The organism is Nocardiopsis sp. NPDC055824 (assembly GCF_053616335.1).
In genome coordinates, this window is the sequence record NZ_JBSHDN010000105.1 from 1 (window position 1) to 21,614 (window position 21,614).

Here is a 21,614-nt window from a genome sequence, read left to right on the forward strand (position 1 = left end):
CGACCCGGGCCCGCCCCGTTCCGCCGTCCGGAGCGCCCCGATCCGAGACGAGTGGCGACATACCGTGGTCATTGGACAGCTTTTAGTTATCTCTTGGGCAGAATGAGAGTCCTGATACAGGGGGGACTCTTGTGACCATGGTGCGAAGATGGGGGCTCACCTGGTGGTCGGCCCTCGCCGTCCTGCTCGTCGCGGTGCCGATGGCCGTCCACCCCGACCTGCGCTCCGACGTCCTGGGCGACTTCGCCGTCCTCTTCCTCGTCTCCTGGGGGCCGATGCTGGTCGGCGGCCTCCTGGCCTGGGCCCTGGTCCGGTCGCTGGGGGCGCCTGACGCGTTGGACCGCAGGATCGCCGCGGCGATGGTGGGCCACCCCCTGGGCCGGGAGCTCGCCTGGCTGGCGGTCTGCCTGGGCGCCTTCGTCCTCAGCATGGTCGTGCTGTCGCTGTTCTTCGGCATGTACGAGGCGACGATCGGCGCCGATCTGGCGATGTCGGCCTCCCTGGTGTCCCGGCTGCTGTTCCTCTTCACCCTGCCCCTGCTGGTCATGGACCGCTCGGGCGTCACCATCGACGGGAAGGGCACCGCCATGCCCTCCCTCGCGCTGAAGGTGACCGAGGGCTGGCGCTGGTCGGGCCTGGCCCCGGTCGGCCTGGCCCTGGGCCTGATCGCCTACCTGCTCGTCCCGTACACCGGGCTCCCGCCCGTGTCCTTCCCCCTCGTCGGCTTCGTGCTCGCGTTCGCCTTCGTCGCGGTCTGCGAGGAGATCTTCTTCCGGGGCATGGTGCAGACCCGCCTGGAGATCCTGATGGGCCGGTGGGGCGGCATCCTGGCGACCTCGGTGGTCTTCGCGCTCACCTACGCGGTCATCCAGCCCTACGACGCCGTGTCCCAGCTGACCGGCGTCGACTTCGTGTACGACACCGGGCTGTCCCTGCTCACCTACGCCACCGCAGGCGCGTTCTACGGCTACCTGTGGGCCTGCTTCCGGAACACGTGGCTCAACGTGCTCATGCGGATCGGGATGTTCGTCGTCATCATGCCGCCGGACCTCCAGATCGGGATCACCTAGGGCCCCGCGGGCACGTCCGCCCGCCCGCCCCACCCCTGTGACCGGTCCCCTTTCCGTTCTCGGACCGTGCAAGACCGGCAATCCGTCCGCGAAATACCCTGACATCCGCCCGTGGGTGGGTACACAAGGTCCATAGCGGTCGCGTGGAGGTCATTTCCCCCTCACGGGGTTGTCACCGTGCGGTCATGAAAGAGGGGGAGTCTGCCCACTGTGAGCACGGAATCAGCGCCAACGCCAGCGGGTCCCACGACCGAGCTGCCCGCCGACAGGTTCATGGACCGGGAGGAGGGGTGGCTGCGGTTCAACCAGCGGGTCCTGGAACTCGCCGAGGACGAGGACATCCCGCTCCTGGAGCGCGCCCGGTTCCTGGCCATCTTCTCCAGCAACCTCGACGAGTTCTTCATGGTCCGGGTCGCCGGACTCAAACGGCGCCTGGCCACCGGGCTCGCCGTCGCCTCCTCCAGCGGACACCGGCCGCGCGCCCTCCTCGAACGCATCTCGCTCTTCACGCACGAGCTGATGCTCCGCCAGGCCGCGTGCTTCGAGGACAGCGTCGCCCCCGCCCTGCGGGACGCCGGGATCCGCATCGTGCGCTGGGGAGAGCTGGACGACGACGAGCGCGAGTACCTGCACGGCTACTTCCTGCGCTCCGTCTACCCCCTGGTGACCCCCTTCGCGGTCGACTCCGCGCACCCCTTCCCCTACATCTCCGGCCGCTCGCTCAACCTCGCGGTCACCGTCCGCGACCCGCTCGACGAGCGGCGCATGTTCGCCCGGGTCAAGGTGCCCAGCTCCCTGCCGCGCTTCATCGAGCCGGGCCCCCGCCCGGGCGGCAGGTTCGTCCCGGTCGAGGACGTCATCGCCGCCCACCTGCCCCAGCTCTTCGAGGGCATGCAGATCCTGGAGCACCACGCCTTCCGGGTGACCCGCAACGCCGACCTGGAGGTGGACGAGGACGAGACCGACGACCTCGTCACGTCGCTGGAGAACGAACTCCTGCGCCGCCGCTTCGGCCCCCTCGTGCGCCTGGAGGTGGAGGAGACCATCTCCGCCGAGGTCCTGTCGATCCTCACCGAGGAGCTCGGCGCCGAGGAGGAGGAGATCTACCGCGTGCCCGGGCCGCTCAACCTCGCCGGGCTGGCCCAGATCGCCGACGCGGACCGGCCGGAACTGCGCTTCCAGCCCATGGTCCCGGTCGAACCGCGGGCCCTGACCATGGGGGACCTCTTCTCGACCATCCGCGGGCGGGAGGTGCTCGTCCACCACCCCTACGAGTCGTTCGCCACCACCACCGAACGGTTCCTGGCCATGGCCGCCGCCGACCCCGCGGTCGTGGCGATCAAGCAGACCCTCTACCGCACCAGCGGCGACTCACCCATCGTCGAGGCCCTCATCGAGGCCGCCAACGCGGGCAAGGAGGTCGTGGTCCTGGTCGAGATCAAGGCCCGCTTCGACGAGCAGAACAACATCCAGTGGGCGCGCAAGCTCGAACTCGCGGGGTGCCACGTCGTCTACGGCGTCGTCGGACTCAAGACCCACTGCAAGCTGTCCATGGTCATACGCAAGGACGACGACGGGCTGCTGCGCCGCTACTGCCACGTCGGCACCGGCAACTACAACCCCAGCACCGCCCGCATCTACGAGGACTTCGGCCTGTTCAGCTCCGAGCCGGAGGTGGGGGAGGACGTCAGCGACCTGTTCAACAGTCTGACGGGGTTCTCCCGCAAGAAGCACTACCGCCGCCTGCTCGTCGCCCCGGCAGCACTGCGCGAGGGCCTGCTCCAGCAGATCTCCCAGGAGATCGAGAACAGCCTCAAGGGCGACCCCGCCCGGATCCGGATCAAGGTCAACTCCCTGGTCGACGAGGAGATCATCGACGCCCTCTACCGGGCCTCGCAGGCCGGGGTGGGCGTCGACCTGTGGGTGCGCGGGAGCTGCGTCCTGCGCGCGGGCGTCCCCGGCCTCTCCGAGAACATCAGGGTCCGCAGCATCCTGGGCCGCTTCCTCGAACACTCGCGCATCTTCGTGTTCGCCAACGGCTGGCGGCCGCAGGTGTGGATCGGGAGCGCCGACCTGATGCCGCGCAACCTGGACCGCAGGGTGGAGGCGCTCGTCCGGATCTCCGACCCCGAGCAGTGCCGCCGCCTGGTCGGGCTCATGGACCTGGCCATGGCCGCCACCACCTCGTCCTGGCGCCTCGAACCGGACGGCACGTGGACCCGGCACACGCACGGCGAGGACGGGCTGCCCCTCGTCGACCTCCAGGACAGCCTGCGCGGAGACCGCCACCTGCGCGTGGTGGAGGGCGGATGAGCGGGGGAGCGGAGGCCGGCGCGGACGCCGGGACCCCGGACGGGAGAACCGGGGGACCGGAACGGGAGGTACGCGTGACCAGTGCCTTCCCGCCGCGCGACACGGCGGTCGGCGGCTACCTCGAACCCATCCGCGCCGGCGGCGCCGTGCTGTGGCGCACGGGTGCCGGCGGCGCGACCGAGGTGGTCCTCATCCGCCGCCCGGAGCGGGGCGACTGGACCCTGCCCAAGGGCAAGCTCAAGAACGGCGAGCACCCCCTCACCGGCGCGGTCCGCGAGGTCGAGGAGGAGACGGGGCTGACCCCGCTGATGGGGCGCAGGCTCCCGCCGCAGCACTACCTCAAGGACGGGTGGCCCAAACAGGTGGAGTGGTGGGCCGCCACCCCGGACCTCCCCGGCGGGGAGATCGACTACAAGCCCAACGAGGAGGTCGAACTGGTCGAGTGGGTCCCCGTGGCGGAGGCACGGGACAGGCTCACCTACGACCACGACGTCCAGGTCCTCGACAACTTCCGGGCCGGGCCCGCCGTCACCGTCCCCGTGATCCTGTTGCGGCACCTGTCGGCGGGGGACAAGCGCGCGTGGTCCGGCAGCGACCTGCTGCGCCCCCTCGACGGGGCCGGGCGGTCCGACGCCCTGGCCCTGTCCCGGGTGCTCGGCGCCTACGGGAGCCCCCGGGTGGTCTCCTCGGCCGCCGCGCGGTGCACGGAGTCGGTGCTGCCGTACACCGTGGAGCACGACGTGCCGATGCGGACCGAGCGCGCCTTCACCGTGCGGGAGGGGTCGGAGTACGACGTGGAGGAGGCCCGCGAGGAGTTCGGGCGCATCATCGCCGAAGGGCGGCCGACGGTCGTCTGCACGCACGGGGAGCTGATCCCGAAGCTGATGTCGGCGGCGCTCACACGGCTGGGGGCGCCGGTCACCCAGCAGCTGGGGCTGCGCAAGGGATCGTTCTGGGTGGTGCACGTCGAACCCTCCGGGGGGACGCTGGCGGGGGTGGAGCGCCACGCGCTCCGCGGCTGAGCCGGGTTCGCCGGACCCGCGCGGGGCGCGGCGGACGACGGTGACATGATGCGGTCATGGCCAAACACAAGGTTGCGCGGAGCGTCGTGGTGGACGCCCCCGCCAAGCGGATCTTCGACATCGTCGCGTCACCGGCGCTGCACTCCGAGTTCGACGGCTCGGGCACCGTGCGCGGCACCCACTTCGGCCCCGACCGGCTGGAGCGGGGCAGCGAGTTCGGCATGGACATGCGCATGTTCGGTGTCGGCTACCGGATCACCAACCGGGTGGTGGAGTACGAGGAGGACCGGCTCATCGCCTGGCGGCACGGGGGACCCCACCGCTGGCGCTACGAGCTCCGGGAACTGCCGGAGGGCGGCACCCGGGTCACCGAGACCTTCGACTACTCGCGGGGGCTCCCGGCGTTCTACGTCCTGATGGGGATGCCGGCGAAGAACGGGCGCAGCATCGAGAGGACCCTGGAGCGCCTCAAGGCCGCGGCGGAGCGGGACGGGGCCTGAACCCTCCCCGGTCCCGGGGAACGGCGGCGCCCACGGCCGGCGGCCGTGGGCGGAGCTGTTCACACGGGTCCGGCGCCGCGTGGGCGTCCGGGGCCCGCCGGCTAGAAGTAGCCGGGGTGCTCGGCCTCGACGAGCTCGGCCTCGGGGGCCTCCGCGCCCTCGGTGCTCTCGGCCCCGGTCTCCTCCTCGGCCTCCTCGGCTTCCTCGGCCTCGGCGGTCTCCTCGGCCTCCGCGCCCTTGGTGGCCTCCGCGCCCTCGGCCGCCTCCGTGTGCTCGGCCTCCTCGGCCCCGGGGGCCTCCGCGGTGGCGGCGTCCGCGCCTCCGACGGCCTCGCCCTCGACGGTCTCGGCCTCGGTGCTCTCCGCCTCGGCCTCCGCGCCCTCGGCCGCCTCCGTGTGCTCGGCCTCCTCGGCCCCCGCGGGCTGGCCGGGGTGCTCGTGACCGGCCCCGGCGGGTTGGCCGGGGTGCCCGTGACCGGTGTTCCCTCCGTGGTGGTCCTGCCCGTGGCCTTCGGACCAGCCGTGGTCCTGCCCGTGGCCGTCGTAGCCCCCGAGGCCGGACTGCTCGGCTGCGGGACGCTCGGAGCCGCGGGGCCCCTCGGCCCCGGCCCACGCGGAGGCGGGGGAGGCGGCCAGGCCGACGGCCGCACCGGCGGCCAGGGTGATGAGAGCGAGTCCGGCGATACGTTTCACGACATGATCCTTGCTCTATGTATCTGAGTAACTACTGTCAGTCGCGACTGTAGGACGGTCGTCCCCTTTTGGCCAGTTCATCGGTGCGGTGCACCCGTTTTCGTGCCGCCCCGACCGTTATCCACAGGCCCCCGCAGCACTCGGCCATATGCCCTAAAGTTCGGCAAGGGCCCGTGTTCTCCGCGTCTCCCGGCAGCCGTGGCGCGAACCGGTCGGGCCCGTCGACGGTACGCCGAAGCAGGAGTCGGGGGCAGTGGTGGGAACAACCTTGGGTGACGTCTGGCAGGAAGTCCTGTCCGTACAACCGGAGCCGGAGTCGTGGATCGTCGTCTCCGCGGCCGTCCTGGCCCTGGCCGCCGTCCTGCTCGGCCCACCGTGGAGGGTCGGACGCAACGTCGTCACCATCGCCCACGAGGGCGGGCACGCGCTCGTCGCGCTGCTCAGCGGCCGACAGCTCACGGGTATCCGGCTCCACTCGGACACCTCCGGTGTGACCGTCTCCCGCGGCAGGCCGACCGGCATCGGCATGATCCTGACCGTCTTCGCGGGCTATGTCTCCTCGTCGGTCATCGGGCTCCTGGGCATCCTCATGCTCATGTCCGACCGCATCACCGCCCTGCTGTGGCTGAGCATCGTCGTGCTGGCCGCGATGCTGCTGATGATCCGCAACGTCTACGGAGTGGTGTCGGTCGTCGTCACCGGCGCGGTGGTGTTCGGCGTCAGCTGGTTCACCCCGCCCGAGGTCCAGGCCGCCTTCGCCTACCTGTTCATCTGGTTCCTGCTCTTCGCCGGCGTGCGACCGGTCTTCGAGCTCCAGTCCCAGCGCAGGCGCAACCCCTCCCCCCACTCCGACGCCGACCAGCTCGCACGGCTCACCGGAGTGCCCGGCACCCTCTGGGTGGTGGTGTTCGCCCTGGTGAACCTCGCGGTGACCGCGCTCGGCGTGTGGCTGCTGCTCTTCTGAGGCGACCGGTCGGCACGTCCCGCGGGGGACGGCCGGTTCCGGACACACGAAAGGGCGCGGCCCGGTGGTCGCGCCCTGTGCGGGGTCCGGCGGGGCCCGTACGGCCCTCGCCGACCGGGGAGCGGGTCGGGGCTCCCCGTCGGTGGACGGTCAGTCGGCGCGCGGTGCGGCGAGTGCCTCGGAGACCGTGGTGAAGACGGGGATGCGCGTGTCGAGCGACGTCACCCGCAGTGTCTGCATCACCCGGTGGATGGGCGAGGCGATGGCGAGGAGCGCCTGCTGCTCCTTGGCCGCCTTGTGCGCCCGGATGAGGACGCGCAGACCGCTGGAGTCGATGAACCGCAGGTCGGAGCAGTCCAGTACGACCCGCCCGAACGGCTGAGTGGTCAGGGCCTGGGTCACCGCCTCCTGGAAGCGGTGCTCGGTGGCCATGTCGATCTCCCCGTCCAGCGCCAGAACGCGCCCGGCGTCGTGCAGGGTGGAGGAGATGTTCAGGTCGGGCATTGCGACTCCGGCGTATTCGGGACGTGCCCGATGGGTCGGCGAGGCGGGCCGTACGCCGCTCCATGAGCGTGCGTCGACCGGCGCGTTCGCCGCGTTACCGCGGTGGCCAAGCTGATGGTTCATCAAGTTCCTTGCGTGGTGCCCCGGGCTGGGTCCGGGAACGAAACGCCTTCTCACCTGGGTGTCCTGGGGGTTCCGCGTGAAGCACGGATGCCCGTCGAACGTGCGAACCCGGGTCGAAAGTTCCTGGACGCGTCCTGTCCCGCCGTCGACGGCGGAGGACGCGTGGTGCGTCGGCGGACGCGTCGCTTGTCGCTTCGGGCCACTCCCAGCCCTCTGCAACTGTGAACCCGCCCGTGGGAGCGGGCATTCCCCTCGCGGTCGAGGAGTGGCCTTCCGGGGCGGTGGAATCGCGGCCGTCCCCGTGTGCCGGGCGGTCGGTCACCGGGATCCCCAGGGGCCCCGGCAGGTGCCATGTTCCTCTAACGGACCCGCCCAGCCTCGGACTTTACCATAGGACCGTGGCCGATTCGTGACGTGAGCGACGCAAGGTCGTGCTCGTGCTGTTTGCTCTTCCTGTGCCTCATGAGGCACAGATCACAAGCAGTGGGCGTTCTCGGTCGGTTGACGGCCGGGTGTCTGGTCCAGGTCCTCCTGCTGGACCGCCCACACGCACGCGGAAAGCGTCAGGGGAACCGCCACGGTGAGGGCGATCGCGGGGATCGCCACCCCCGAGTCGTTGGCCGCGAACCCCGCGAGGGCCGTCACCAGTGAGCCGGTGAGGCCGGCCCGGAGTGTCGGCGCGTACTCGTAGGCGCGCTGGAGCGCCCCGATCCGCCACTTGGTCGGCCGGTTGAGCACCACGAACAGGAACACCAGGGCGCAGGCCGCGAGCAGCGTGAGCTGCCAGTTGCCGAGGGTCCCCAGCATCGCACCGAGCTTGCGCGCCAGCACGGTCCCGGCCTCGCCGTTCACCACCTGGGCCGCGAACGCCCCCAGGTGGCTGCGCTCCTCCGGCGGGCGCAGGTAGTCCCGCCACGAGAGCAGCGAGATCGCCGCGACCGCCACCGCCCCCACGGCCACCAGCCGCAGGGGGGTGACCCTCACCCCGGCGATCATCATCGTCGTCACCGCGAGTCCCGGGACCAGGGCGAGCACCCCGCCGAAGTCGGTGCCCAGCCCGGGCCAGCCGACGATGAGCACGGACGCGGTGCCGACCGCCAGGGTCGTCGCCACGGCCGCGCGCCGCCGGCCCCGGGCGATCAGCCCGTGGGCGATCCCGGCGACCGCCATGAGCATGCCGGTCGCGAACGTCGCGAAGGCGATGTTGCCTATCCCGTAGAACCGCCCGCCCACGATCGGCGAGTAGCCCGTCGGCGAGTTCATCTGCAGGTTCGCCCCGAAGCACAGGTCGAGGAAGAGCACCGCCGTGGTCGCGCCCGCGACGACCGTCATCGGTCCCAGGATGCTCCGGCGCCACGGTCCGGCCACGGCCAGCGCCACCACCAGGGCGTCGGCGGTCACCACGCAGGCGAGCAGCGCCACCAGCGGGCTCCCGGAGGCCCACCACGGGATGAGGTTGGCCAGGTAGCTGGCGACGGGGAAGGCGGCGCCCGCGAGCGCGACGATCCGCGTCACCGACAGGACCAGGGCGCGCTTGCCGCGCTGGCGGCCCGAGTACCGGTGCAGGGCGTAGGCCGCCGCCGCGTAGATGAGGAGCTGGAAGGCGACCAGTCCGCTGAAGAAGCCGGGGATCGCCGCGCCCACGACCACCGCCGCCGTGTTGAAGTCCACCAGGCGCACGAGGGCCTGCTCGACCGACGGCGGACGCTCGGCCAGGTGCCAGACCCGCCCGCTGGTGGGCTCCGTCGCCCTGAGCCCCAGCGCCGTGAGGACGGTCGGCGTGGTGTCGGTGAGGGCCACGAGCCCCGGGCGCCGGGTCGACTCCGACGCCAGGTACGACTCGCTCCCGGAGAACCCGTCCTCGGTGATCTCCCCGGACAGGGCCACGGTGAGCTGGGAGGGACCGGTGTCCATGGACACACCGACGACCATGAGGGACGAGCCGACCGGCAGGATCCGCTCCAGGGCCCTCAGCCGTCCGTCGAGGTCGGCCAGCGCCTCCTCACGCGCCCATTCCGGCACGTCCTCCGGGTCGGGTTCGGGGGGCTCCTCCGCACCGTCCGTCTCCCGTTCCCGCGGGGGGTCGGGGTACAGCCGGGTGAGCTCGGGCAGTTCCACGGCGGCCAGGGACACGCCCTCCAGGCGTTCCGTGGTCAGGTCGAGCGGCCCGTCGGCGTAGTGGTCGACGCGGCCGGAGGTGTCGGCGACGCCGAGGGCGGCGCCGGGGCCCGCCGCCAGGGTGGTTCCGCCGGAGTCCCGCACCGTCTCCCCGAGCAGGCCGACGGGGGCGGAGAAGGCCGAGCGCTCGTTCAGCCGCACGTAGGAGTCGAACCCGGGGACCACCGCGCCCGAACCGTCGCCCTCGGGTTCGGGCGCCGCCTCGCACACGGTGAAGCGCTCGCGCTCGGACAGGGCGCGCTGCCCGGCCGACACCGACAGCCAGCCGTCCGTCGGGCAGGTGCGGGAGGTGGCGCTGCGGATCGACACGTTGCCGATGGCGCCCTCCTCGGCCATCCCCCACAGCGTCGGTGTGTGCTCCGGGGTCACGTCCTGCCACAGCAGTCCCGGTACGCCCACGAGGACCACCGGACCGCCGCGCCGGTCCGTCAGATCGGGGCCGCCCCCGGCCCGGGGAACCTCCGCGGAGGCGGACGCCGCGGGTGTCCGGGGCTCCGCGGCCGCCGTCGGCGCGGCGGCGCACAGCAGGACCGCCCCGGACAGGACGAGCGGACCCAGGCGCGCCCCCCAGCGCGCCGCCGTCCGTGTGACGAGCCGTCGTGGCATGGCGAACCCCCCAGTCGCGCTCAGCCGGACTGGCCACGATAGTGACCATCCGCGCCCGGTAGGGGGACCCGCGCCCGCCGGGCGCGTGGCCCGGGCCGGGGCCCCTCGGCCCGAACCGCCCCCGAGGGACGGCCCGGCGCGGGACCGCCGCACCGGTCAGCCGGTGATGCCCCACTCCCGGAGGGTCGTGCCGGTGTCGGGCCGCTCGCGTCCGCGGGTGACACCGCCGGGCGTCCGGTCGAAGCGCGGGGCCGGACCGGGGACCACCCGGGACCCGTGGCGGACCAGGGTCCCGCGGGCCCGCACGTGCGGATGGTCGGGGGCCTCCTCCAGGGACAGGACCGGCATCACGCACGCGTCGACGCCGTCGAACACCGCCGCCCACTCGTCGCGGCTCCTGGTGCGCAGGACCTCCGCGAAGCGCTCGCGCAGCCGGGGCCAGCCGTCCCGGTCCCACTGGCCGGGGAGGTCCTCGCCGGTCAGGCCCAGACCTGCCAGGAACGCGGAGTAGAACTGGGGCTCGATGCAGCCCACCGACACGTGCCCGCCGTCCGAGCACTCGTACACGTCGTACCAGGGGGCGCCCGTGTCCAGGTAGTTCGTGCCGCGCTCGTCGCTCCACGCGCCGCGCGCCCGGTCCTCGTGGACCATCGACATGAGCAGGGAGCTGCCGTCCACCATGGCGGCGTCCACGACCTGGCCCCGGCCGGAGGACTGCCGTTCGACCAGGGCGGCCAGGATCCCGGTGACCGCGAACATGGTGCCCCCGGCGAAGTCGCCGAGGAGGTTGATCGGCGGCACAGGCGGGCCGCCCGCGCGTCCGATGGCGTGGAGGGCGCCGTTGACGGAGACGTAGTTCATGTCGTGTCCGGCGGTGCGGGCGAGCGGGCCGTCCTGGCCCCAGCCGGTGACCCGCGCGAACACCAGGCGGGGGTTGAGCGCGAGGCACGCGTCGGGGCCGAGCCCGAGGCGTTCCATGACCCCGGGACGGAAGCCCTCCAGGAGGACGTCGGCGCGGGCGACCAGGTCGCGGGCGAGGGCGCGCCCCCCGTCGGTCTTGAGGTCGGCGCCCAGAACGGTGCGCCCCTCGCTCATGTGGGGGCCGTCGGCCCCGGCGTTCACGGCATCGGCGGCCGGGGGGCGGTCCAGGCGGATGACACTGGCACCCAGGTCGGCGAGGAGCATCCCGGCCATCGGCGCGGGGCCGATCCCGGTGAACTCGACGACACGGATTCCGGTGAGGGGTCCCATGGGTGCGGGCCTCCAGCTGAGAGAGCGATCTAGAACGTGGTTCGGTTCATTGTGCAGGCTCCGTGCGGAGGGCGCCACAGCGGCACCGCACAAGACCGTTGAAGGAGAAAAGGAAGAAGGGTAACTAAAACCGGCAGAAGGAAAATCATTTCGGCTGATTAAAAACGCGAACCACAATGGGTGTTAATGTGTCCGTGCTCGTGGGAGAGAGCCGCGAAGCCGCGTGGAGATCCCGCGGACCGCCGTCGCCATCAGCGGAGACGGCTCCAGGGGCAGCCCTACCCGGGCGAAACCGGAGAAACCCGAACCACCCCTTTTCCGAGAAGGATGCAGCCGCCATGCCCGCTACCCCGAAGAAGCGCACGCGCCGTGCCAAAGGCCGACGGCGAGCACGGGGCGGACTCCCGCGCCCGTTCATGGCCGTTGCGGTCGCGGGGGCCGTCGCCGTCGCCGCCGTGGGGACCGCCTTCGCCATGGACCGCGGCGTGGTCCTCGACGCCAACGGCGACGAGCGGACCGTGCACACCTTCGGCGGCACGGTCCAGGACGTCCTCGACTCCGCGGGCGTCACACCGGGGAAGGGCGACCTCGTCGTCCCGCCCCCCGAGACCCCGATCGCCTCCGGCGACCACGTGGTCCTGCGCTCCCCGCGCGAGCTGGTCCTCGAACTCGACGGCCACCGGCACGACCACAGCGTCCACGCGCTCACCCTCGACGAGGCGCTCCGCGAGATCGGCCTGGACCCCGAGGGGGTCGAACTGTCCGAGGACCGGGACACCCCCGTCCCCGAGGGCGGCCTCACCGTCACCGCCGAACGGGCGCCGCGCATGGTCGTCATGTACGACACCGTGCGCACCGAGACGAGGACCACCGGGGCGACGGTCGCCGACGTCCTCCTCTCCGCCGGGGTGGCCCCCGGCGAGCACGACATCGTCTCGCCCGCCCCGGACGAGCCGGCCGAGCCCGACATGGTCGTCGAGATCACCCCCGTCGTCGGCGAACCCGTCACGGAGGAGAAGGCCATCACGGCCGAGACCGTCGAGCGGGACAACCCCGACCTGCCCGAGGGGGAGCGCAAGGTCGTCACCGAACCCGTGGACGGGCTCCGGAGGGTCACCACCGCCACCGTCCTGCTCGACGGCGAGGAGGTTCCGCACGAGCTCCGGAACGAGGTGGTCACCGAACCCGTCGAGGGGCTCGTCGAGATCGGCACCGCGCCCCCCGCCGGCGGGGGAGCGGCCGCCGACCTCAACTGGGCAGCCCTCGCCCGGTGCGAGTCGGGCGGCGACGCCGGGGCCGTCAACTCCGCGGGCGGCTACTACGGCCTCTACCAGTTCAGCGCCGCCACCTGGCAGTCGGTGGGCGGGACCGGGCTGCCCTCCGACGCCGGCGCGTCGGAGCAGACCCGGCGCGCACAGCGGCTCTACGACGCCGTCGGCGGCAACTGGCGGAGCCAGTGGCCCCACTGCGGCGCCCACCTCTTCGAGTAGGGGGAAGGGCCCCGCCCGGACCGACCGCCGGGGCAGCGGGCGGGAGCTGGCAAGATGTGGGGGTGACACAGACACCCGCACCCGACGACCGCTCCCGCCTGCTGACGCCCGCCGACGTGCGGGCGCTCGCCGAGCGGTTCGGCATCAGGCCCACCAAGACCCTGGGCCAGAACTTCGTCATCGACCACGGCACCGTCCGCCGCATCGTCCGGGTCGCGGGCGTCACCGACGAGGACGTCGTGGCCGAGGTCGGACCGGGCCTGGGCTCGCTCACCCTGGCACTGCTCCCGCACGTGCGCCACGTGACCGCCATCGAGATCGATCCGGCGCTCGCCGCCGCCCTCCCCGGAACCGTCGCCGACCACGCGCCCGAGCTGGCCGACCGGCTCACCGTCGTCCCCGGGGACGCCATGCGCATCTCCGAGGTGCCCGGCCCTGCACCCACCGCACTGGTGGCCAACCTGCCCTACAACGTGTCGGTGCCCGTTCTGCTGCACCTGCTCGAACTCCTGCCCAGCCTCCGGCGGGTCCTGGTCATGGTGCAGGCCGAGGTGGCCGACAGGATCACCGCGACCCCCGGCGGGCGCATCTACGGGGTCCCCTCCGCCAAGGTCGCCTGGTACGCCCGGGCACGGCGCGCCGGCTCGGTCGGACGCAACGTGTTCTGGCCCGCCCCCAACGTCGACTCCGGGCTCGTCGAACTCGTCCGCCGCCCCCGGCCCGACACGAAGGCCACCCGCAAGGAGGTCTTCGCCGTGATCGACGCGGCCTTCGCCCAGCGCCGCAAGACCCTGAGGGCCGCCCTGGCCGGTTGGGCCGGGTCCGCCCCCGCCGCCGAGACCGCGCTCCGGGCCGCGGGCGTGGACCCGGGCGCCCGCGGGGAGTCCCTCGACGTGGCCGGGTTCGCGGCCATCGCCGAGCAGCGCCCCGCCGCCGGATAGCCCCGGGCCGCGGCCGGACGCGTCCCGGGTGCGCGCACGCCGAAGGGCGCCGCCCCCGTCGGCCGGCGCCCTTCGGCCCGCGCTCCCCGGCCCCCACGGGACCGGGCTCCCGCGCGTCAGTCCTTCGCCCCGCCCGGGCCGTCCGCCACGGCCCCCTCCTTCCGCGACCGCCGCGTGAGCACGCGGGCCACCCCGGCCACCCCCAGGCCGACGGCCAGGGCCGGCAGCACCCAGACCACGTCGAACTCCCAGTCGCCGGTGCCGCGCACGGCGAACGCGACCGCGAGGGAGAGGAACAGCAGCCCCGCCACGAACGAGCCCCAGTCGGTCCTACGCTTCGCCATGCCGTACCTCCACTACCCCGACCCGAGAATCGGTGCGCACGTTGATCAACGGGGGTTCGGCCCCGTCGCCGTCCGCCGGACCTTCCGCCGCGCCGCCGGGCGCGGAGACCGGGACGGGTTCGTACACCTCCTCGTGGACGAGGGAGTGCCCGACCAGCTCACCACCGTCCCCCGTGCCTCCGAGGTCCACCATCCCGAGGCCGACGTCCGCAGTGAACGCGACGCGGACGTCCTCCGGAAGGAGGACCTCCAGGTGGCCGGCGCCCACGCTCAGCGACACGTCGGCGGTCTCGCCGGGCCCCAGGTCCCCGATGCCGGTCAGGTCCAGGGTCCCCGAGCCCACGGTGAGCAGGTGGTCGCCCGCCTCGGCCTCGGCGACCGTGGCCGGACGCCAGGTCTCCCCGCCGATCCGCACCCGGGTGAGGTCGGTCACCGACGCCAGCGCGAGCGCCAGGGCGGCCACCAGCCCCATGGACACCAGGCCGCGGGGATCGCCGGCCCAGGCGCCGACCAGCGAGCAGAGGCCGATCACCGCCAGGACCCCGGCGAGGAAGAACACGCCCGTCTCCGGGCCGAACAGCAGCGTCGCCGTCTGCGCGCTCCACAGCGAGGACGACCAGCCGAACACGGCCAACGGGACCAGGACGGCCCCGGCGACGACCGTCCACAGGGCGAACGACGCCAGCGGCGCACCCCTGCGGCACGTCCCGCCGGTGTCCCGGTCCGGGTCGACGGCGGAAGAACCGCTGCCCCCGTGCCGTCCGCCGGGCCCCTCCTCCGCGTCGTCGTCCTCCCCCGCCGCTCCCGACCCGTCGGCGTGCGCGGAACGCTCCGCCACCACCGCCAGGTCCACCGGGCCCTGCGGGGCGGACGCCCACGGCTGGGCCGGGTTGTAGTAGGTCGGGGACGGCCCCGACACCGGGGCCGCGGGCGGCGGCTCCTTCGACGCCAGGTCCTGCCGCAGTTCCGCGAACGCCGCCCGCAGGTCCACCCCGCGGTTGCGCGCCGTCAGCAGCCCCAGCACCAGCGGTACCGCCAGCACCAGGGTCGACCACCCCAGGCCGCCCACCAGGCTGAACGCCGTCGCCACCGCCAACCCGACGGCCAGCAGCTTCGGCACCGCACGCGAGGGGAAGCTCCGGTTCAGCATCTGCTCGAACGTCGCCGGACCTCCCTCCGGCCCGCGCATCAGCATCCACGCGCCGGTGTAGAGCAGCAGGCCGGCGCCCCCGGCGAACGCGGTCAGCACGAACCCCGTCCGCCACACCACGGGATCGACCCCCGTGTACCGGCCCAGGCCCGCGCACACACCGGCGAGGACCCGGTCCTCGTCCCCCTTGCGGATCTCGCGCCCCGAAGCCTCCGGGCGCGCCTCGGCGGCGGCCCGGGGCACGCCCTCCGCGGCTCCCGGGGAACCGGGCGCCGGGAACGCGCCGCCCCCCGGACCGCCGGGAGTCGGATCGTCAGCCATGGTCACTCACCGCACCTTCCTCACCCACCCATGGTCACCCGAAACCACGCGCCACGGCATCCGGGACGACCCTGAACACACCCTGACCGGGGCCAGGGCAGGACCAGGGACGCGCCCCGGATGCCGAACACCTCCCACGGAGGGCATCCTGGAGCACAGGACACACGAGCGGCGCGCACACCCCGCGCCACGCGACGGAAAGCGGTGATCGGGCGGTGGCAGCAACGGCCGCGGACACCCCGCGGCTCACCCGCGCGGTGGAAGGCAGGCTCCTCGGAGGGGTCGCCGCCGGACTGGCCCGGCACCTCGGACTCGACCCGGTGGTCGTCCGCCTCGCCTTCATGGCCCTGTCCGTCGGCGGCATGGGCCTCGCCGTGTACGTCGCCCTGTACTTCTTCGTCCCCGCCGACCCGGAGGACGGGGACGAGCGCGGACCCGGTGAGGCGGAGGGCCGGCGCAAGGGCCGCGACATCTCCCAGCTGATCGCCTACGTCGGCCTCGCCGCGGCGCTCGGCTTCCTGTTCCTGCTCTTCGGCGGGGTGTTCGACCCCCTGCTCTGGTTCGTGGTGTTCGGGACGCTCGGAGGGATCATCCTCTGGCAGCAGGCCAACCCCTCCCAGCGCGACGAGTGGATGACCAGCGCCGTCGGCAGGGGGGACCGGGGCGGCAAGGGCGTCATGCGCGCCGGGACGGGCGTCCTCCTGGTCGTGGTCGGCGTCATCGGCTTCCTCGTCTTCCAGGAACAGCTCCAGAACGCCCGCGCCGGCCTGACCTTCGCCTTCACCCTCCTCGCCGGGGTCTCCCTGATCGCCGCGCCGTGGATCATCGGACTGGTCCGCGAACGCGACCAGGAGCGCCGCGAGCGCATCCGCAACGCCGAGCGCGCCGAACTCGCCGCCCACATCCACGACTCCGTCCTGCACACCCTCACGCTCATCCAGCGCCGGGCCGAGGACCCGCGGGAGGTCCAGCGCCTCGCCCGCGTCCAGGAGCGGGCCCTGCGCAGCTGGCTCTACCAGCGGCCCGCCGACGCCGACACCACCGTGTCGCCCGCGCTCGAACGCGTCGCGGCCGAGGTCGAGGAGGAGCACGGCGTCCCCATCGAGGTGGTGTGCGTGGGCGACTGCCCCATGGACGACGCCCTCTCCGCGATGCTCCGCGCCGCCCGCGAGGCCATGGTCAACGCCTCCAAGTACGCGGGCACCGACAGCATCTCCGTGTTCGGCGAGGTCGACCAGGACGAGGTGCTCGTGTTCGTCCGCGACCGGGGCGCCGGGTTCGACATGGACGACATCCCCGAGGACCGCATGGGCGTGCGCGGATCCATCCTCGGCCGGATGGAGCGCCACGGCGGCTCCGCGCGCATCCGCACCGGTCCGGGCGAGGGCACCGAGGTGCAGCTCCGCATGGCCCGCATCTCGGAGGCGTAGCGCCGGCCGGAGCCGAGAGGGAGGACCCCGGGGCGCCGTCCGCCGACCGGATGCGGACAACGGGCGCCGCGACCCCGGGCGCCGCTGTCCCCCGCCCCCCGACGTGGGTAGAGTCCAGGGTGTGGGAGACGAGAGCACGACCTTCAGTGACGGTGACGCGGTGCCCCGCGTCGTGATCGTGGACGACCACCGGCTGTTCCGCAGCGGGGTACGTGGCGAACTGGGCGACGCCGTCGACGTCGTCGGGGAGGCCGGGGACGTCGACAGCGCCGTGCACGTCATCGGGGAGCAGAAGCCCGACCTCGTCCTCCTGGACGTCCACCTGCCCGGCGGCGGCGGTGTGGAGGTGCTGCGCAGGGTCCTGTCACAGCACCCGCAGATCCGCTTCCTCGCGCTGTCGGTCTCCGACGCGGCGGAGGACGTCATCGGCGTGGTGCGGGGCGGCGCCCGCGGCTACGTCACCAAGACCATCTCCGGCAAGGAGCTGGCCAACGCCATCGTGCGCGTGGCCGACGGCGACGCGGTCTTCTCGCCGCGCCTGGCCGGTTTCGTGCTGGACGCGTTCTCCGCGACCGACGCCCCGCCGGTCGACCCCGAGCTGGACCGCCTCACCCAGCGCGAGCGCGAGGTGCTGCGGCACATCGCGCGCGGCTACGCGTACAAAGAGGTGGCCAAGGAACTGTTCATCTCCGTCAAGACGGTGGAGACGCACGTGTCCTCGGTCCTGCGCAAGCTCCAGCTCTCCAACCGGCACGAGCTGAGCAGGTGGGCGACGGCCCGCCGGCTCGTCTGACGCGCTTCCGCCGGGGCGGGGCCCGCCCCGGCCGGAGGGACGCCGCGTACCCGCCGTGCGAACGGCGACGGCGGCCGCCCCCCGGGGGGCGACCGCCGTCGGCGCGTCAGCGCAGGGAGTCCATCATCCTGGTGAGGAACTCCGCCTCCGCCACCCCCGTGACCACCCGGGCGGGCCGGCGGTCGTCGGCCCCCGGACGCGGGCGCAGGTCGGCGACGGTCATCCCGCGCGTGAGCCCGCCGGAGAGCTCCACCCGCAGCGGCGCCTCGAACGAGTCCGTCACCAGGTGCCCGTCCACCAGGACCGCGGCGGCCAGCGGATCGTGCATCGCGCACTGGCGGACGCCGAAGATCCCCGTGTAGAAGTCCGCGTAGAAGTCCAGGAACGCCGACGTGCGCTCGGCGCGCTCACCCGGCACCGACCGCAGGTCGGACAGCCACTCGGGCGTCGCCACCGTCTTCATGGTGATGTCCAGCGCCACCAGGTCCAGGTCGAACCCGGCCGCGAACACCGCCTCCGCGGCCTCGGGGTCGTTGTTGATGTTCGCCTCGGCGTGCGAGGTCACGTTGCCGGGGGCCCGCACCGCGCCCCCCATCACCACGAGGCGCCGCACCAGCTCCGGCAGCCGCGGCTCCAGCCCCAGCGCGATCGCGATGTTGGTGAGCGGGCCCACCGCCAGGACGTCGATCTCCCCCGGGGCCTCGCGGACCAGACGCACCAGCAGCTCGGCAGCGGACTCCGCGACCGGCTTGCCCGCGGGCGCGGGCAGCTCCACGTCGCCCAGGCCGTTGCCGCCGTGGACGTGCGCGGCGAGGCGGGGAGCCTGCACCAGCGGCCGGGCGGCGCCGACCGCCACGGGCACGTCCGGACGGCCGTACAGCTCCAGGAGCCGCAGCGCGTTGTCCGCCGTGATGTCGACGCTGTTGTTGCCGAAGACCGCACCGATCCCGACGATCTCCACCTCCGGGCGCGCGGCCAGGTAGGCGAGAGCGACGGCGTCGTCGATCCCCGGATCGCAGTCGACGAACACACGCATGGTCAAGGAAACTCCCCCCGAGACAACCGCGGTCCCCCGCCGGGGACCCGTACTAAAACAGCCTAGGCCGCCGGTCAGCGCACTTTCACCCGCGAAACGGGCAGAACGTGCGGAGGCGCCTCCGGTGACCGGGACACCGCCGTCCCCGGGCGGCCGTAACCTGGAGGAGTGTCCTCCCAAGAGCAGCTTCTCGAAGGTCTGAACGGTCCCCAGCGCGACGCCGTCACCCACAGCGGCGCACCGCTCCTGATCGTGGCGGGCGCCGGATCGGGCAAGACCCGCGTCCTGACGCACCGCATCGCCCACCTCATGGCCGAGCGCGGCGTCCGCCCCGGTGAGATCCTCGCGATCACCTTCACCAACAAGGCCGCCGCCGAGATGAAGGAGCGCATCCAGGCCCTCCTCGGCGTCCGTGCCGCGAACACCATGTGGACGATGACGTTCCACTCGGCGTGCGTGCGCATCCTGCGCAGGGAGGCGCACAGGCTCGGCTACCCCAGCAGCTTCACCATCTACGACTCCGCGGACTCCGCGCGGCTGATGCAGCTGGTCTGCAAGGAGATGGACCTCGACCCCAAGCGGTTCCCGCCCAAGTCGTTCTCCTTCCAGGTGTCCAACCTCAAGAACGAGCTGGTCGACTACGACACGGCCGCCGAGCAGGCCCAGACCGAGCAGGAGAAGAAGCTGGCGGAGGCCTACCAGCTCTACCAGCGGCGCCTGCACGAGGCGGGCGCCATGGACTTCGACGACCTGATCATGGTCACCGTCAACCTCTTCCAGATGTTCCCGGACGTCGCCGAGTACTACCGGCGCCGCTTCCGACACGTCATGGTCGACGAGTACCAGGACACCAACCACGCCCAGTACGCGTTCGTCCGCGAGCTGGTCGGCGCGGCCGAGGACTCCGACACCGGCGTGGTGCCGCCCGCCGAGCTGTGCGTGGTCGGCGACGCGGACCAGTCCATCTACGCGTTCCGCGGCGCGACCATCCGCAACATCCTGGAGTTCGAGCGGGACTTCCCCAGCGCGCGGACCATCCTCCTGGAGCAGAACTACCGCTCCACCCAGAACATCCTCTCGGCGGCCAACGCGGTCATCGACCGCAACGAGGGGCGCCCGGCCAAGAACCTGTGGTCCGAGCAGGGCGACGGCCCGGCCATCACCGGCTACGTCGCCGACAACGAGCACGACGAGGCCGCGTTCGTGGTCGGCGAGATCGACAAGCTCACCGACGAGGGCACGGTCACGCCCAGCCAGGTCGCCGTGTTCTACCGGACCAACGCGCAGTCCCGCGTGTTCGAGGACGTGTTCATCCGCACCGGCCTGCCGTACAAGATCGTCGGCGGCGTGCGCTTCTACGAGCGCAAGGAGATCCGCGACATCCTCGCCTACCTGCGGGTGCTGGCCAACCCCGAGGACACGGTCAGCCTGCGGCGCATCCTCAACGTGCCCAAGCGCGGGATCGGGGCGCGGGCGGAGGAGGCGGTGGAGCTGTTCGCCGCACGCGAGCGCATCTCCTTCTCCAGGGCGCTGCGCAGGGTGGACGAGGCGCCGGGGATCGTGACCCGCTCGGTCAAGGCGGTGCAGAACTTCACCGCCCTGCTCGACGAGCTGGCCGAGGCGGTGCCGGGCAGCACGCCCGCCGAGGTCGTCGAGGCGGTGCTGAGCAAGACCGGGTACCTCTCCGAGCTCGCCGAGTCCAAGGACCTCCAGGACGAGAGCCGGGTGGAGAACCTGGAGGAGTTCGTGGACGTGGCCAGGGAGTTCGAGCACACCTTCGCCGCGCTCCTGGAGGAGGAGCCCCCGGACGAGGACGAGGAGGACGGCGCCGTCCCCTCCGGCACCCTCGATCCCGGGGAGCCGACGCTGGTCGACTTCCTGGAGCGGATCTCCCTCGTCGCGGACACCGACCAGATCCCCGACGCGGACGACACCGGCGGCGTCGTCACCCTGATGACCCTGCACGCGGCCAAGGGGCTGGAGTTCCCCGCGGTGTTCCTCACCGGCATGGAGGACGGCGTCTTCCCGCACACCCGCACGCTGGGCGACAAGACGCAGCTTGAGGAGGAGCGGCGACTGGCCTATGTGGGCCTGACCCGCGCCCAGCGGCTCCTCTACGTCAGCCGCGCGGCGGTGCGCAGCGCCTGGGGGACGCCCTCCTACAACCCGGGTTCGCGGTTCCTGGACGAGATCCCCGCCTCCCTGGTCGACTGGCGCAGGGCGGAGTCCAGCCTGGCCGCCCCGCCCAGCCGCGGCATCGGCGGCGGGCGCGGTTCCGGCGGGTTCGGCAGCACCTTCGGCGGAGGTCCGCGCCGCGGCGCCGGCAAGGAGGCGCCGACGCTCGGCGTGGGCGACCTGGTCAACCACGACTCGTTCGGCATGGGCCGGGTACAGCTCGTCGAGGGCACAGGTGACAAGACCAAGGCCCGCATCGACTTCGGCGCCGACATCGGCGAGAAGGACTTCCTCGTCAAGTACGCCCCGATCGAGAAGCTCTGACGCCGACGTGTGCCGGTGTGTCCCGGTCCCGCCCGCGCGGGCGGAGGGGAGCGGGACACACCACACGGACGGATTCCCCGGAACGCGTCACGAGGACTCCGGCGCAGGGGTACAGTTGGTCAAGACCGAGCGAGACGGACGCGGAATCTCCGCGGACGGGCCGGTCTCTCCCAGAGTCATCACCGGTACGGTCCTCCGAGCCTCGCGGTTCGAGCACTGTTCGGGCCATGTAAACTCAGGGAGTCGCTTCAAAAGCCCAGTCCATTCGGACAAAAGCAGACGAAGCAAACGGGCTTTACCCCGATCAGAACCGCCACAAACCGCCGATTTGGCGGGGCGCGGAACACCTGATAAAGTAAAGACACAACAAAGCGGAAACGCAGACGC

The 21,614-nt window shown here is 72.5% G+C and carries 17 protein-coding genes; 10 read left to right on the forward strand and 7 right to left on the reverse strand.

The window, feature by feature from the left end:
- Positions 1-137 precede the first annotated feature (137 nt).
- The 4 genes from ACWGL3_RS20140 to ACWGL3_RS20155 all read left to right on the forward strand — a co-directional run bounded on the left by ACWGL3_RS20140 (position 138) and on the right by ACWGL3_RS20155 (position 4,905).
- Positions 138-1,070, forward strand: coding sequence for a CPBP family intramembrane glutamic endopeptidase (locus ACWGL3_RS20140; RefSeq protein WP_267946607.1), 933 nt, complete (start codon positions 138-140; stop codon positions 1,068-1,070).
- A 210-nt stretch (positions 1,071-1,280) separates the two neighbouring features.
- Positions 1,281-3,383, forward strand: coding sequence for an RNA degradosome polyphosphate kinase (locus ACWGL3_RS20145; protein ID WP_267946606.1), 2,103 nt, complete (start codon positions 1,281-1,283; stop codon positions 3,381-3,383).
- Positions 3,384-3,457: 74 nt separating this feature from the next.
- A complete protein-coding gene (locus ACWGL3_RS20150) occupies positions 3,458-4,405 on the forward strand; it encodes an NUDIX hydrolase (RefSeq protein WP_267946605.1) in 948 nt (315 codons plus the stop codon).
- Positions 4,406-4,461: 56 nt separating this feature from the next.
- Positions 4,462-4,905, forward strand: coding sequence for an SRPBCC family protein (locus ACWGL3_RS20155; protein WP_267946604.1), 444 nt, complete (start codon positions 4,462-4,464; stop codon positions 4,903-4,905).
- A 101-nt stretch (positions 4,906-5,006) separates the two neighbouring features.
- On the opposite strand, the gene ACWGL3_RS20160 is transcribed toward ACWGL3_RS20155, so the two are convergent.
- Positions 5,007-5,597, reverse strand: coding sequence for a hypothetical protein (locus tag ACWGL3_RS20160; protein ID WP_267946603.1), 591 nt, complete (start codon positions 5,595-5,597; stop codon positions 5,007-5,009).
- Positions 5,598-5,865: 268 nt separating this feature from the next.
- Here ACWGL3_RS20160 and ACWGL3_RS20165 point away from each other — a divergent pair, with 268 nt between their 5' ends.
- On the forward strand, positions 5,866-6,561 hold the full coding sequence (locus ACWGL3_RS20165; RefSeq protein ID WP_267946602.1) for a M50 family metallopeptidase: 696 nt from the start codon (positions 5,866-5,868) through the stop codon (positions 6,559-6,561).
- A gap of 150 nt (positions 6,562-6,711) precedes the next feature.
- On the opposite strand, the gene ACWGL3_RS20170 is transcribed toward ACWGL3_RS20165, so the two are convergent.
- The 3 genes from ACWGL3_RS20170 to ACWGL3_RS20180 all read right to left on the reverse strand — a co-directional run bounded on the left by ACWGL3_RS20170 (position 6,712) and on the right by ACWGL3_RS20180 (position 11,223).
- Entirely contained in the window at positions 6,712-7,065 is a 354-nt protein-coding gene (locus tag ACWGL3_RS20170; protein ID WP_267946601.1) for an STAS domain-containing protein, read from the reverse strand.
- A gap of 597 nt (positions 7,066-7,662) precedes the next feature.
- Positions 7,663-9,972 carry a hypothetical protein gene (locus tag ACWGL3_RS20175; protein ID WP_267946600.1) on the reverse strand — a complete coding sequence of 770 codons (2,310 nt, stop codon included), beginning with the start codon at positions 9,970-9,972 and terminating at the stop codon, positions 7,663-7,665.
- A gap of 156 nt (positions 9,973-10,128) precedes the next feature.
- Positions 10,129-11,223, reverse strand: coding sequence for a CaiB/BaiF CoA transferase family protein (locus ACWGL3_RS20180; protein WP_267946599.1), 1,095 nt, complete (start codon positions 11,221-11,223; stop codon positions 10,129-10,131).
- A gap of 416 nt (positions 11,224-11,639) precedes the next feature.
- Here ACWGL3_RS20180 and ACWGL3_RS20185 point away from each other — a divergent pair, with 416 nt between their 5' ends.
- Positions 11,640-12,713 (forward strand): ubiquitin-like domain-containing protein, encoded by a 1,074-nt coding sequence (locus ACWGL3_RS20185; RefSeq protein WP_452461665.1) that lies wholly within the window; start codon positions 11,640-11,642, stop codon positions 12,711-12,713.
- Positions 12,714-12,769: 56 nt separating this feature from the next.
- On the forward strand, positions 12,770-13,654 hold the full coding sequence (gene rsmA, locus ACWGL3_RS20190; protein WP_267946598.1) for a 16S rRNA (adenine(1518)-N(6)/adenine(1519)-N(6))-dimethyltransferase RsmA: 885 nt from the start codon (positions 12,770-12,772) through the stop codon (positions 13,652-13,654).
- Between the two features lie 116 nt (positions 13,655-13,770).
- On the opposite strand, the gene ACWGL3_RS20195 is transcribed toward rsmA, so the two are convergent.
- Both ACWGL3_RS20195 and ACWGL3_RS20200 read right to left on the reverse strand, forming a co-directional pair.
- On the reverse strand, positions 13,771-13,998 hold the full coding sequence (locus tag ACWGL3_RS20195; protein ID WP_267946597.1) for a hypothetical protein: 228 nt from the start codon (positions 13,996-13,998) through the stop codon (positions 13,771-13,773).
- Positions 13,985-15,475 carry a PspC domain-containing protein gene (locus ACWGL3_RS20200; RefSeq protein ID WP_431061450.1) on the reverse strand — a complete coding sequence of 497 codons (1,491 nt, stop codon included), beginning with the start codon at positions 15,473-15,475 and terminating at the stop codon, positions 13,985-13,987. The genes ACWGL3_RS20195 and ACWGL3_RS20200 overlap by 14 nt, the downstream gene beginning before the upstream one ends.
- 209 nt (positions 15,476-15,684) lie before the next feature.
- On the opposite strand from ACWGL3_RS20200, the gene ACWGL3_RS20205 reads away from it, so the two are divergent.
- Positions 15,685-16,899 carry an ATP-binding protein gene (locus tag ACWGL3_RS20205; RefSeq protein WP_452461666.1) on the forward strand — a complete coding sequence of 405 codons (1,215 nt, stop codon included), beginning with the start codon at positions 15,685-15,687 and terminating at the stop codon, positions 16,897-16,899.
- Between the two features lie 121 nt (positions 16,900-17,020).
- Positions 17,021-17,692, forward strand: coding sequence for a response regulator (locus ACWGL3_RS20210; protein WP_276567173.1), 672 nt, complete (start codon positions 17,021-17,023; stop codon positions 17,690-17,692).
- Positions 17,693-17,798: 106 nt separating this feature from the next.
- Here ACWGL3_RS20210 and ACWGL3_RS20215 read toward each other — a convergent pair whose 3' ends face one another.
- Complete coding sequence (locus tag ACWGL3_RS20215; RefSeq protein WP_344182066.1) at positions 17,799-18,728, reverse strand: nucleoside hydrolase; 930 nt, start codon at positions 18,726-18,728, stop codon at positions 17,799-17,801.
- 168 nt (positions 18,729-18,896) lie between these two features.
- Here ACWGL3_RS20215 and pcrA point away from each other — a divergent pair, with 168 nt between their 5' ends.
- A complete protein-coding gene (gene pcrA / locus ACWGL3_RS20220; protein WP_452461667.1) occupies positions 18,897-21,227 on the forward strand; it encodes a DNA helicase PcrA in 2,331 nt (776 codons plus the stop codon).
- Positions 21,228-21,614 lie beyond the last annotated feature (387 nt).

What these genes read in the sequence shown, in the direction of transcription:
- ACWGL3_RS20140 (WP_267946607.1), top strand. Translation starts at nt 138, where the DNA reads ATGGTGCGAAGATGGGGGCTCACCTGGTGGTCGGCCCTCGCCGTCCTG.
- ACWGL3_RS20155 (WP_267946604.1), top strand. Translation starts at nt 4,462, where the DNA reads ATGGCCAAACACAAGGTTGCGCGGAGCGTCGTGGTGGACGCCCCCGCC.
- ACWGL3_RS20170 (WP_267946601.1), bottom strand. Translation starts at nt 7,065, where the DNA reads ATGCCCGACCTGAACATCTCCTCCACCCTGCACGACGCCGGGCGCGTT.
- ACWGL3_RS20175 (WP_267946600.1), bottom strand. Translation starts at nt 9,972, where the DNA reads ATGCCACGACGGCTCGTCACACGGACGGCGGCGCGCTGGGGGGCGCGC.
- ACWGL3_RS20180 (WP_267946599.1), bottom strand. Translation starts at nt 11,223, where the DNA reads ATGGGACCCCTCACCGGAATCCGTGTCGTCGAGTTCACCGGGATCGGC.
- ACWGL3_RS20185 (WP_452461665.1), top strand. Translation starts at nt 11,640, where the DNA reads ATGGCCGTTGCGGTCGCGGGGGCCGTCGCCGTCGCCGCCGTGGGGACC.
- ACWGL3_RS20195 (WP_267946597.1), bottom strand. Translation starts at nt 13,998, where the DNA reads ATGGCGAAGCGTAGGACCGACTGGGGCTCGTTCGTGGCGGGGCTGCTG.
- ACWGL3_RS20215 (WP_344182066.1), bottom strand. Translation starts at nt 18,728, where the DNA reads ATGCGTGTGTTCGTCGACTGCGATCCGGGGATCGACGACGCCGTCGCT.